Raw genomic sequence first — 12,180 nt, 5'->3', positions numbered from 1 at the left:
CTCATCCCGCCACTCATCCCATCCTTCATCACCTCATTGCAGAATCGGCAAAGCCATTTGTCAATCCGGCCGCATCGGGGCGACCTTCTGCGTGGAGGTGGTCACCATGACCGAGACATACGAAGTGGTCGTCGTCGGCGGCGGCACGGCGGGACTCTCCGCGGCGCTGGTCCTCGGCCGGGCGCGGCGCCGCACGCTCGTCGTCGACGCGGGCGAGCCGCGCAACGCGCCCGCCGCTCACCTGCAGGGCTATCTGACCCGCGACGGCATGCCGCCCGCCGAGTTCCTCGCCGAGGGCCGGCGGGAGGTCGAGGGGTACGGCGTGGAGATCGTCCGGGGCCTGGCGGTGGACGTCGTCCGGGACGGCGCCGGCGAGTTCGACGTCACGCTCGGGTCCGGGGACACCGTCCACGCGCGCCGGCTGATCGTCACGACGGGTCTGGCCGACGAGCTGCCGTCGGTACCCGGCGTCGCCGAACGCTTCGGGCGCGATGTGCTGCACTGCCCGTACTGCCACGGCTGGGAGGTCCGCGACGAGGCCTTCGGCGTGCTGGCCAGTACGCCGATGAGCGTGCACCAGGCGCTGATGGTCGGCCAGTGGTCGAAGGACGTCACCCTGTTCCTGCACACGGTGGCCGAGGACGAGCTCTCGGACGAGGACCTGCGCCGGCTCGCCGCCGCCGGCGTCGCCGTGGTGCCGGGCGAGGTCGCCGGGCTGGTGGTCACCGGCGACCGGCTCACCGGGGTGCGGCTCGCGGACGGGACCACGTACGACCGCTCGGTGCTGTTCGTGGCGCCGCGCCCCGTGCCGCAGACCGGCCTGCTCGACCGGCTGGGCGCGGAGCTGCGGGAGACGCCGTTCGGCACCTACCCGGTCGTCGACCCGACCGGGCTGACGAGCGTGCCCGGCGTCTGGGCCGCGGGCAACGCCGCCGGCTTCGCGGAGCAGGTCGTGAACGCGGCGAGCGGCGGATACCGCGCGGCGGCCACGCTCAACGGCGAACTCCTCTTCGCCGACCTCGACGCGGCCGTCGCGGGAGGACGGGGCTAGCCCCGGCGCCCACCCGATGGCCGCAGGGGTGCCTACGACCGCGCGTCCGCTCCCGTACGGGTGTGAACCCGGCGCCCGCGTTGCACCATGGCTGCATGCTGCTGAGCCGGCTCGCCCATGTGTCGCAGGAGGTCGCCGCCACCTCCGCGCGGTCCCGGAAGACCGCTCTGCTCGCGGAACTGTTCCGCGACGCCGGGGCGGACGACGTGCCGATCGTGATCCCTTATCTCGCGGGTCGGCTGCCGCAGGGCCGGCTCGGCATCGGCTGGAAGGTGCTCGGCGGCCGGGTCGCCCCGGCCGCCGAACCCACCCTCACCGTGCGCGAGGTGGACGCCCGGCTCACCGCGCTCGGCAAGGTCTCCGGCACCGGCTCGCAGGCAGAACGAGCGCGTCTGGTGGGCGAGTTGATGGCGTCGGCCACCGAGGACGAACAGCGTTTCCTGTTCGGGCTGCTCACCGGTGAGGTGCGCCAGGGTGCTCTGGACGCGGTCGCGGTGGAGGGGCTCGCCGAGGCGACCGGCGCGCCCGCGGGGGACGTACGGCGGGCGGTGATGCTCGCCGGTTCGCTGCAGACGGTGGCGCGGGCCCTCCTGGCGGACGGCCCGGGGGCCTTGGACGGCTTCCGGCTCACCGTCGGCCGCCCGGTGCTGCCGATGCTCGCGCACACCGCCGCCTCCGTGTCCGAGGCGGTCGGCAAGCTCGGCGCCTGTGCGGTCGAGGAGAAGCTCGACGGCATCCGGGTACAGCTGCACCGCGACGGCGAGAACGTCCGTGTCTACACCCGCACCCTCGACGACATCACCGACCGGCTCCCCGAACTCACGGCCGCGGCAATGGAGTTGCGGGGCGAGCGGTTCATCCTGGACGGCGAGGTGATCGCGCTGGACGACCACGGTCGGCCGCGTTCCTTCCAGGAGACGGCCGGCCGGGTGGGGTCCCGGGTGGATGTGGCGGCGGCCGCGGAGACCGTGCCCGTCTCCCCCGTCTTCTTCGACGCCCTCTCCGTCGGCGGGCGGGAGCTGCTGGACCTGCCGTTCACCGAGCGGCACGTGGAACTGGCACGGCTGGTGCCCGAGCCGATGCGGGTGCGGCGAACGCTGGTGTCGGGGCCGGACGATGCCGCCGAGGCCGAGTCGTTCCTCGCCGACACACTGGCGCGGGGGCACGAGGGGGTCGTGGTGAAGGCCCTCGACGCCCCGTACAGCGCGGGCCGGCGCGGTGCCTCCTGGCTGAAGGTCAAACCCGTGCACACCCTCGACCTGGTGGTCCTCGCGGCCGAGTGGGGCCACGGGCGGCGGACCGGCAAGCTCTCCAACCTGCACTTGGGCGCCCGCACCGGCGACGGCTTCGCCATGCTCGGCAAGACGTTCAAGGGCATGACCGACGCGATGCTCACCTGGCAGACCGAGCGGCTCCGGGAGCTGGCCGTCGAGGACGACGGCCACGTGGTGACCGTACGGCCCGAGCTGATCGTCGAGATCGCGTACGACGGTCTGCAGCGGTCCACCCGCTACCCGGCCGGTGTCACCCTCCGCTTCGCCCGGGTCGTGCGCTATCGCGAGGACAAGACACCGGCCGAGACCGACACGGTCGACGCCCTGCTGGCCGCCCACCCGGAGGTGACGCGATGAGCGGAGAGCAGCACGGAAAGAGGAGCGCGGGACTGCTGTTGTTCCGGCACACCGACAACGGCGTGGAGGTATTGGTCGGCCATATGGGCGGCCCGTTCTTCGCGCGACGGGACGCCGGGGCCTGGACCCTTCCCAAGGGCGAGTACGAGCCCGACGAGACGGCCTGGGACGCCGCCCGCCGGGAGTTCCGGGAGGAACTCGGGCTGCCGCCGCCCGACGGGGAGGCGGTACCGCTCGGCGAGGTCACCCAGACGAACGGCAAGGTCGTCACGGCCTGGGCGATCGAGGCGGATCTCGACCCGGCGGCCATGGTCCCCGGCACGTTCACGATGGAGTGGCCACCGAAGTCGGGACAGCGGCAGGAGTTCCCCGAGCTGGACCGGGTGGAGTGGATGACCCCGGAACGGGCCCGGACGCTGCTGGTGAAGGCGCAGACCGTGTTTCTCGACCGGCTGGCGGAGCACTCGGGCTGAGAGTCGGCGTTCGGCCAGCAGCGCCGGCTCACCCCGGGAGCCCTCCGCGTTGCGCCGCACGGCATCGCGCGGGAGGGTCGGGGAACAGCCCGCTTTCAGGAGGTCGGCCATGCCCATCGCGACGGTGAACCCGGCGAACGGCGAGACACTCAAGACGTACGACGCCCTCGGCACCGAGGAGATCGAGCGCAGGCTCGCTGCCGCCGAGACCACGTTCCGCACGTATCGCACCACCTCGTTCGCCGAGCGGGCACGGCTCATGCACCGCGCGGCCGATCTTCTGGACGAGGATCTGCAGGACATCGGCCGGGTGATGACCCTCGAAATGGGCAAGCCCGTCAAGCAGGCCCGCGCGGAGGCCGCCAAGTGCGCCAAGGCGATGCGCTGGTACGCCGACCACGCCGAGGAACTGCTCGCCGACGAGGTGGCCGACACGGCCGACGCCAAGGACTCCGGCGCCTCCCGCGTTCTCGCGCGCTACCGGCCGCTCGGCCCCGTGCTCGCCGTGATGCCGTGGAACTTCCCGCTCTGGCAGGTGGTCCGGTTCGCCGCGCCCGCACTGATGGCGGGCAACGTGGGCCTGCTCAAGCACGCCTCGAACGTGCCGCAGACCGCCCTGTACCTGGAGGACCTGTTCCGCCGGGCGGGCTTCCCCGAGGGCTGCTTCCAGACGCTGCTGATCGGCTCGGGGGCGGTCGAGGGCATCCTGCGCGACCCGCGGGTCAAGGCGGCCACCCTCACCGGCAGTGAACCGGCCGGCCGGGCCGTCGCCTCGGTCGCCGGGGACGAGGTGAAGAAGACGGTGCTGGAGCTGGGCGGCAGCGACCCGTACGTCGTGATGCCGTCCGCCGACATCGACCGCGCCGCGCGGATCGCCGTGACGGCACGGGCGCAGAACAACGGGCAGTCGTGCATCGCCGCCAAGCGGTTCATCGTGCACACGGACGTGTTCGACGCCTTCGCGGAGCGGTTCGCGGCGGGCATGCGGGCCCTCAGGGTCGGCGACCCGCTCGAGGAGGAGACCGAGGTCGGGCCGCTCTCCACCGAGCAGGGCCGCGCCGACCTGGAGGAGCTGGTCGACGACGCCGTGGGGAACGGCGCGACGGTGCTGTGCGGCGGCGAACGCCCCGACGGCTTCAGGAGCGGCTGGTACTACGCGCCGACGGTGCTCACGGACATCACCCCCGCGATGCGCATCCACCAGGAGGAGACCTTCGGTCCCGTCGCCACGCTCTACCGGGCCGCCGGCCTGGCCGAGGCGGTGGCCCTCGCCAACGACACCCCGTTCGGGCTGAGCTCGAACGTATGGACGCATGACGAGGCCGAGGTGGAGCGGTTCGTCCGTGATCTGGAGGCGGGCGGGGTGTTCGTCAACGGGATGACGGCCTCGCACCCGGCATTCCCCTTCGGCGGGGAGAAGCGGTCGGGCTACGGACGTGAACTGTCGGGGCACGGAATCCGCGAGTTCTGCAACATCACCACCGTATGGCACGGAGCGTGAGCGTTCCGCAGTTACGATCCCCTGTGTGAACCGCGAAGTGACCCTCCCCCTGATCGTCGACGACCGCGGCACGTTGCAGGTGGCCGCCGCCGATGTCAGCAAACTGCTGCGCACGGTGGGCGGCCGATGGCTGCATCTGGTGGAGGCCGGCCAGGACGGCCTCGACGAGGACACGGTGGCCGCGCTCACGATCGAACTGGCCAAGCTGGCCGACCGGATCGACGTCGCCTGCATCGCGCACAGCAGCGGGACGAGCGGTCGCTGACCGAGGGCGCAACGGGGCCCGGCGCCGCCCCTGTCGGGCGACGGGCGGGTCGCCGGCCCCGTTGCGGGCGCCTCGCCGGGCCCCGGCCTCAGACGACCCGCTGGTCCAGCTCCCACAGGGCGTGCCAGAACTTCGCCTCGTAGGCCTGGAGCAGCCGCCCGTGGCGGTGGACGTCGTCCGGTGAGATCCGTCCGGTGTCGAGCCCGGCCTGCACGGCGGCCAGCGCCCTGTTCTCCAGTTCGGGAGCGGGCGCGGCGAAGAGGTCGAAGAAGCCACAGGCCTCGTCGTCGAAGCCGTAGTGGCGGCGCAGGGCCTCGGCGATCGTCTCGCAGTAGCCGCCCCACGCCGCGAAGTCGGCGCCGAGGGCGAGGACCACGTCGATCGGCTCCCCGTTCAGGGCGAGCCAGGCGACGTACGCGGGATAGGCCTGGCAGTCGGCGAGCGGTTCGTACGCCGCCGCCCGGGCCTCGTCGGCTCCCACCGCGGTGGCGAACGCGGCGAGCCGGTCCCCGGCCAGAGCCTCACCCTCCGCGAGCATCTCGAAGAAGGCGGCGCTCGCCGGGTCTGCGGCCGACGTCCCGGTGCCCGCGGCCGAGCGTTCGGCCAGATGAAGGAACGCGCGGTGGTCCGCGGCGATCACATGGCGCTGTTCGAGGGCGAGGGCCGCGAGCGTGGTGCGCTGGGCGGCGCCCCGGGCGATCAGGGGCAGCAGCCGGTTGGCATGGGGGTCCGGGGCGAGTTTTCCGGTGATGTCCTCCAGTACTTCCCTGGCTGTCGGCGTCATCGCGCGCTCCTTCGGTCCGGCAGACTCCGAGCCCCTTCGACCAGGGTGCCATGCCCGGCCCCGGCACCCCGGTTCCGAGCGGTCCGACGCGATGTCCCAGGTCCGGCGGGTGACGGTCGTCCTCGAAGGCGAGGCCGACGTGCTCGCCTCCGAGCCGCGCGTGTGCTCCCCGCGACGCCCGGAGCACCGGTGCTGCGCGGCTTCCCGTCCTCGGGTGCGGGGAACACGAAACCGGGTGCGGGGAACACGAAGGGGCCGTGACCGGCCCCCGCCCGCGCGAAGGCCTCAGCGGATCGGCATCCCGGACAGGGTCCGGGCGATCACCAGCCGCTGGATCTCGCTGGTGCCCTCGAAGATCGTGTAGATGGCCGCGTCGCGGTGCATCCGCTCCACCGGGTACTCGCGCGTGTAGCCGTTGCCCCCCAGGATCTGGATCGCCTGGCCGGTGACCTTCTTCGCCGTCTCGCTGGCGAACAGCTTCGACATCGATCCCTCGGCGGCCGTGAACGGCTTGCCGTTGACCGCCATCCAGGACGCCCGCCACACCAGCAACCGCGCCGCGTCGATCGACGTGCGCATGTCGACGAGCTGAAAGGCGACACCCTGGTTGTCGATGATCGGGCGCCCGAACTGCTCACGCGTCTTCGCGTAGTCGAGGGCGACCTCGTACGCGGCCCGCGCGGTGCCCACCGCCATGGCGCCGACGGCCGGACGGGACGCCTCGAAGGTGGCCATCGCGGCGTTCTTCACCCGCTCGCCGCCACCCGCCCTGACCCGTTCACGGGCACGGGCGAGGCGCTCGTCGAGCTTCTCCTTGCCGCCGAGCAGGCAGGAGCCGGGGATGCGGACGTTCTCCAGCACGACCTCGGCGGTGTGCGAGGCGCGGATGCCGTGCTTCTTGAACTTCTGGCCCTGGGACAGGCCAGGCGTGTTCGGCGGCACGATGAAGGAGGCGTGGCCCTTGGAGCCGAGGTCGGCGTCGACGACCGCGACCACGACGTGGACATTGGCGATGCCGCCGTTGGTCGCCCAGGTCTTCGTGCCGTTCAGGACCCACTCGCCCGTGGCCTCGTCGTAGACGGCACGCGTGCGCATCGAGGCGACGTCGGAGCCGGCGTCGGGCTCGGAGGAACAGAAGGCGGCGACCTTGACATCGTTGGCATCGCCGTACATCTGCGGGATCCAGGTGCCGATCTGCTCCTCGGTGCCGTTGGCGAGGACGCCCACGGCGGCGAGGCCGGTGCCGACGATGGAGAGCGCGATCCCCGCGTCGCCCCAGAACAGCTCCTCCATGGCCATCGGTATACCGAGGCCGGTGGAGTCGAAATACTGCTGGGCGTAGAAGTCCAGGGAATAGATGCCGACCTTCGCGGCTTCCTGGATGACCGGCCAGGGAGTCTCTTCACGCTCGTCCCATTCGGCGGCCGCGGGGCGGATGACGTCGGCGGCGAAGCCGTGCAGCCAGTCCCGGACCTCCTTCTGTTCGTCGTTGAGCTCCATGGTGAACTCGGCCATGTCCCCTCCAGCGCTGCACTAAACTGTTACTTGCGGTAACTGGAGTCTGTTACTGGCTAGTAGAAAAAGTCAACTCCCGGGCCGTGCTCGGCAGCCCGTTCGATACCCATACGACGATCAGTGTTAGTTTGCGCAGGCGTCACCGAATCACCACGGGTGGGGAGAGCACATGGACACCACACAGCGGACCGATCAGCAGAGGTCCGCCGACCGCCGCCGGCGCGAACTGCTGGAAGCAGCCGACAGAGTGGTGCTCCGCGACGGCCCCGGGGCCTCCATGAACGCCATCGCCGCCGAGGCCGGCATCACGAAGCCCATTCTGTACCGGCACTTCGGCGACAAGGGCGGCCTGTACGCCGCACTCGCCAAGCGGCACACCGACGCACTCCTCGAAGCGCTGCGGGCGGCACTGGACGCCCCGGCCGAGCGGCGTGAGCGCGTCGAGGCGACGCTCGATACGTATTTGGCCGCCATCGAGGCGCGACCCCAGGTCTACCGGTTCCTGATGCATCCGGCGGAGGGCGGCCAGCCGGGCGACGCCGGCTTCGACGTGGGCAAGGCCTCGGCGCCGGTGCTGCGCCGCATGGGCGAGGAACTGGCCGAGGTCATCGAGGAGCGGGTGGATCTCGGACCGGGCAGCCAGCAGCTGGCACGGGTGTGGGGCCACGGCATCGTCGGCATGATGCACGCCGCCGGGGACTGGTGGCTCGGCGAACGGCCGTGCACGCGCGCCGAGTTGGTGCGAAGCCTGGCCGACCTGCTGTGGGGCCGGCTGGCAGCGGCGGGCGACCGTGTCGGCGGACCGGGTTTCTGACCCGGGCCCACGCGGACACCCCGCCAGGGGCGGGCACGGCGCTGTCGGCCGAGACGGCCGGCAGGTGGCACGACCGCGCGCGCTCAGTCGCTCCAGGCGGCCCGTGCCACCTGCCGAAGCAGCCGCCTTCGGCGCCACCCGGTGAGCCTGTCCGCGTACACGCCTCCGTCGAGGTGGTCGCACTCGTGCTGGAGGCACCGCGCGAACCAGCCGGTGCCGTGCACGGTGACCGGCTCACCGGTGACCGTGCGTCCCTCGACGACCGCGTGGTCGTACCGCTCGGTGCCGGCCTCCAGACCGGGCAGCGAGAGACAGCCTTCCGGTCCGCGCAGGACCACACCGTCCGCCTCGACAAGACGGGGGTTCACCACATGTCCGACATGACGGACATCGTCATCGTCCGGGCAGTCGTACACGAAGACCCTGAGGCCGACGCCGACCTGGTTCGCGGCGAGGCCGACGCCCTCGGCCGCGTACATCGTCGCGAACATGTCCTCGACGAGCTCCGCGAGTTGGGGGCCGAAGTCGGTGACGTCCTCGCAGGCCCCGCGCAGGACGGGGTCGCCGAGCAGGGTGAGGGGCCGGACGCGCCCGTGGGTGCCCGGGATGGAACCGTGTCGCATGGCGGCAAGGGTACGGTCCTGGTAGGCGCGCGCATGCCGCGCCGGCACCGAGGTGGTGCCGCGATTCGGGCCCGTGAGTGGATCTCGATAGGCTGAGCCCCCAACGGTGCCGGGGGCAGGGGCGCGGCGCGTACGCAAGGAGGATCGAGAAACGATGTCAGGCAACTCGGACCCGCTGTCGCCGCGGGCCAAGCTGGCCGTGACGGCGGGCAAGGCGGCTGCGGCCGTCTCGCGGGCCGCCGGACGCGGCAGCGGATCGGTGATCGGCGGCCGGGTGGCGCTCAAGCTCGACCCCGACCTGCTGGCGAGGCTCGCCACGCACCTGGACGTGATCCTGGTGTCGGCGACCAACGGCAAGACCACGACGACCCGGCTGATCGCGGAGGCCCTGGGCGCCGCGGGCCCGGTCGTGTCCAACGCGCTCGGCGCCAACATGCCCGCGGGCATCACCTCGGCGCTGGCCGGGGGGTCGGACGCCAAGTTCGCGGTCATCGAGGTCGACGAGAAGTACCTCGCCGGTGTGGCACGTGACACCGACCCGAAGTGCATCGCGCTGCTGAACCTCTCGCGCGACCAGCTCGACCGGGCCGCCGAGACGCGGATGATGGCCGAGCACTGGCGTGAGGGGCTGGCCGGTTCCAAGGCTGTCGTGGTCGCCAACGCGGACGACCCGCTGGTCGTCTGGGCGGCGTCCTCCTCGCCGAACGTCATGTGGGTGGCCGCCGGACAGATGTGGAAGGAAGACGCCTGGTCCTGCCCGTCCTGCGGCGGTGTGATGCAGCGCCCCGGCGACGACTGGTTCTGCGGCGACTGCGGCTTCCGCCGTCCGAGCCCGACCTGGGCCCTGTCCGGGGACCACGTCCTCGACCCGCACGGTTCCGCGTGGCCGATCCACCTCCAGCTGCCGGGCCGCGCCAACAAGGCGAACGCCGCCTCGTCGGCCGCCGTGGCCGCCGTGTTCGGTGTGCCGCCGCAGGTGGCCCTGGAGCGCATGTACCAGGTGCAGGCGGTGGCCGGACGCTACGACGTGGTGCAGTTCATGCAGCGCGACCTGCGTCTGCTGCTCGCCAAGAACCCCGCGGGCTGGCTGGAGACCTTCTCCCTGATCGACCCGCCGCCGACCCCGGTCATCCTGTCGGTGAACGCGCGCGGCGCCGACGGCACGGACACCTCCTGGCTGTGGGACGTCGACTACACCCGCCTGACCGGACACCCGATCTTCGTTCTCGGCGACCGCAAGCTGGACCTCGCCGTGCGCCTCGAAGTGGCCAACCAGCAGTTCCAGGTCTGCGACACCCTCGACCAGGCCGTGCAGATGGCACCGCCCGGGCGTATCGAGGTCATCGCGAACTACACCGCTTTCCAGGACTTGAGGCGTCGTGTCGGCAACTGAGCCACGGAGGACGAAGAGAATGAGTGACAACAGCCTGCGTCTGGTGTGGATCTATCCAGACCTGCTGAGCACCTACGGCGACCAGGGCAACGCCCTGGTCGTGGAGCGCCGGGCGCGTCAGCGCGGCCTCGACGTGGCCCGTGTCGACGTGCGCAGCGACCAGCCGGTCCCGACCTCCGGTGACATCTACCTCATCGGGGGCGGCGAGGACCGGCCGCAGCGGCTCGCCGCGGAGCGGCTGCGCCGCGACGGCGGTCTGGAGCGCGCGGTCGGCAACGGCGCGATCGTGTTCTCCGTCTGCGCCGGCTACCAGATCCTCGGGCACGAGTTCATCAACGACCTCGGCCAGCGCGAGCCGGGCCTCGGCCTGCTCGACGTGGTCTCGGTGCGCGGCGAGGGCGAGCGGTGCGTCGGTGACGTCCTCGGGGACATCGACCCGCGGCTCGGTCTGCCCCCGCTGACCGGTTTCGAGAACCACCAGGGCGTCACCCACCTCGGGCCCACCGCCCGAGCGTTCGCGAACGTGCGGCTCGGCAAGGGCAACGGCACGGGCGACGGTACGGAGGGCGCGTACAACGACACCGTGTTCGGTACGTACATGCACGGTCCCGTCCTCGCCCGCAATCCGCAGATCGCGGACCTGCTGCTGAAGCTGGCCCTCGACGTCAACGCGCTGCCGCCGACCGACGACCGCTGGTACGAGGCGCTGCGCTCCGAGCGCATCGCGTCCGCCCAGCAGCCCGCGTAGGGCCGGCCCGCCCGGCGGGCCAGAGGAACCGTTCCTCAAGGAGGAACGGTTCCTCTTCGCGTTTCCGGGAGGAACCCTTTCCGCTTCGGACGACGGTCCGTCCAGCCCCCTGCGGGGCCCGTCTGAAACCGCATCCGCACAGGTGAGCGGGTGCGTCCAGCAGGCGGACGCACAGTGCGGCCGGGCCCCCTCCCGCCGGTAGGGTGGCAGAAATCCTTGCCGGACAACGTGGTCCGGTCCCCGGACCACGTTGAGAAGGTATTTCGGGCTATGCGCATTGGTGTCCTCACGTCCGGCGGCGACTGCCCCGGCCTGAACGCCGTCATCCGGTCGGTCGTACACCGTGCCGTCGTCGACCACGGCGACGAGGTCATCGGCTTCCGGGACGGCTGGAAGGGCCTCCTGGAGTGCGACTACCTCAAGCTCGACCTCGACGCGGTGAGCGGCATCCTGGCTCGCGGCGGCACCATGCTCGGCTCCTCCCGGGTCCAGCCCGCGCACCTGCGCGACGGTGTGGAGCGGGCGAAGGGCCACGTCGCGGAACTCGGGCTCGACGCGATCATCCCGATCGGCGGCGAGGGCACCCTGAAGGCGGCCCGCCTGCTGTCGGACGGCGGCCTGCCCATCGTCGGCGTGCCGAAGACCATCGACAACGACATCGCGGTCACGGACGTCACCTTCGGCTTCGACACGGCCGTCGGTGTCGCGACCGAGGCCCTCGACCGGCTGAAGACCACCGCCGAGTCCCACCAGCGCGTGCTGATCGTGGAGGTCATGGGCCGCCACACCGGCTGGATCGCGCTGCACTCCGGCATGGCCGCGGGCGCCCACGCCATCGTCGTACCGGAGCGGCCCTTCGACATCGAGGAGCTGGCCGCGCGGGTCGGCGCGCGGTTCGAGGCGGGCAAGCGGTTCGCCATCGTCGTCGCCGCCGAGGGCGCGAAGCCCCGCACGGGCTCGATGGAGTACGACGAGGGCGGCAAGGACATCTACGGCCACGAGCGCTTCGCGGGCATCGCCCGGCAGCTCTCCATCGAGCTGGAGGAACGGCTCGGCAAGGAGGCCCGGCCGGTGATCCTCGGGCACGTGCAGCGCGGCGGTACGCCGACGGCGTACGACCGGGTGCTCGCGACCCGCTTCGGGTGGCATGCCGTGGAGGCCGTGCACCGCGGCGAGTTCGGGAAGATGACGGCGCTGCGCGGGACCGACATCGTGATGGTGTCGCTCGCGGAGGCGGTGGAGACCCTGAAGACGGTTCCGGACGAGCGGTACGCCGAGGCGGAGTGCGTGCTCTGAGCCGTGGGCAGTCGGAACCGCCCCCGGCCGCAGCGGCGGCCGGGGGCGGTTCTACTCTGGTGCGGACAGACAGCGCACAACCTCCC

The 12,180-nt window shown here is 71.7% G+C and carries 12 protein-coding genes; 9 read left to right on the top strand and 3 right to left on the bottom strand.

All coding sequences use genetic code 11. The features are described from left to right. Nucleotides 1-106 precede the first annotated feature (106 nt). From N4G66_RS13300 to N4G66_RS13280, 5 genes are all read left to right on the top strand, one after another. On the top strand, nt 107-1,051 hold the full coding sequence (locus N4G66_RS13300) for an NAD(P)/FAD-dependent oxidoreductase (protein WP_261704264.1): 945 nt from the start codon (nt 107-109) through the stop codon (nt 1,049-1,051). A gap of 95 nt (nt 1,052-1,146) precedes the next feature. After that, on the top strand, nt 1,147-2,682 hold the full coding sequence (locus N4G66_RS13295) for an ATP-dependent DNA ligase (RefSeq protein ID WP_261704263.1): 1,536 nt from the start codon (nt 1,147-1,149) through the stop codon (nt 2,680-2,682). Then, a complete protein-coding gene (locus tag N4G66_RS13290; RefSeq protein WP_261704262.1) occupies nt 2,679-3,155 on the top strand; it encodes an NUDIX domain-containing protein in 477 nt (158 codons plus the stop codon). Before N4G66_RS13295 ends, N4G66_RS13290 begins: the two co-directional genes overlap by 4 nt. 109 nt (nt 3,156-3,264) lie before the next feature. Further along, nucleotides 3,265-4,656, top strand: a complete 1,392-nt coding sequence (locus N4G66_RS13285; RefSeq protein WP_261704261.1) for an NADP-dependent succinic semialdehyde dehydrogenase — start codon at nt 3,265-3,267, stop codon at nt 4,654-4,656. Between the two features lie 25 nt (nt 4,657-4,681). Further along, nucleotides 4,682-4,921: a DUF6213 family protein gene (locus N4G66_RS13280; RefSeq protein WP_261704260.1), complete on the top strand. Its 240-nt coding sequence runs from the start codon at nt 4,682-4,684 to the stop codon at nt 4,919-4,921. Between the two features lie 88 nt (nt 4,922-5,009). Here N4G66_RS13280 and N4G66_RS13275 read toward each other — a convergent pair whose 3' ends face one another. Continuing rightward, nucleotides 5,010-5,705, bottom strand: coding sequence for a transcriptional regulator (locus N4G66_RS13275; RefSeq protein ID WP_261704259.1), 696 nt, complete (start codon nt 5,703-5,705; stop codon nt 5,010-5,012). 285 nt (nt 5,706-5,990) lie between these two features. Further along, a complete protein-coding gene (locus tag N4G66_RS13270; RefSeq protein WP_261704258.1) occupies nt 5,991-7,220 on the bottom strand; it encodes an acyl-CoA dehydrogenase family protein in 1,230 nt (409 codons plus the stop codon). A gap of 169 nt (nt 7,221-7,389) precedes the next feature. Here N4G66_RS13270 and N4G66_RS13265 point away from each other — a divergent pair, with 169 nt between their 5' ends. Next, the gene (locus tag N4G66_RS13265; protein ID WP_261704257.1) at nt 7,390-8,034 is read left to right on the top strand and encodes a TetR/AcrR family transcriptional regulator; all 645 of its coding nucleotides are present in this window, start codon (nt 7,390-7,392) and stop codon (nt 8,032-8,034) included. 83 nt (nt 8,035-8,117) lie between these two features. Here N4G66_RS13265 and def read toward each other — a convergent pair whose 3' ends face one another. Further along, entirely contained in the window at nt 8,118-8,657 is a 540-nt protein-coding gene (gene def, locus N4G66_RS13260) for a peptide deformylase (protein WP_261704256.1), read from the bottom strand. A 154-nt stretch (nt 8,658-8,811) separates the two neighbouring features. Here def and N4G66_RS13255 point away from each other — a divergent pair, with 154 nt between their 5' ends. The 3 genes from N4G66_RS13255 to N4G66_RS13245 all read left to right on the top strand — a co-directional run bounded on the left by N4G66_RS13255 (nt 8,812) and on the right by N4G66_RS13245 (nt 12,094). After that, complete coding sequence (locus tag N4G66_RS13255) at nt 8,812-10,050, top strand: MurT ligase domain-containing protein (RefSeq protein WP_261704255.1); 1,239 nt, start codon at nt 8,812-8,814, stop codon at nt 10,048-10,050. A gap of 19 nt (nt 10,051-10,069) precedes the next feature. After that, the gene (locus N4G66_RS13250) at nt 10,070-10,798 is read left to right on the top strand and encodes a type 1 glutamine amidotransferase (RefSeq protein ID WP_261704254.1); all 729 of its coding nucleotides are present in this window, start codon (nt 10,070-10,072) and stop codon (nt 10,796-10,798) included. A gap of 270 nt (nt 10,799-11,068) precedes the next feature. Then, on the top strand, nt 11,069-12,094 hold the full coding sequence (locus N4G66_RS13245) for a 6-phosphofructokinase (protein WP_261704253.1): 1,026 nt from the start codon (nt 11,069-11,071) through the stop codon (nt 12,092-12,094). Nucleotides 12,095-12,180 lie beyond the last annotated feature (86 nt).

It is taken from the genome of Streptomyces rhizosphaerihabitans (assembly GCF_025399795.1).
In the GTDB taxonomy this organism is placed as follows: domain Bacteria; phylum Actinomycetota; class Actinomycetes; order Streptomycetales; family Streptomycetaceae; genus Streptomyces; species Streptomyces rhizosphaerihabitans.
The sequence above is the reverse complement of the archived record's forward strand: the minus strand, read 5'-3'. Positions and strand labels throughout refer to the sequence as shown.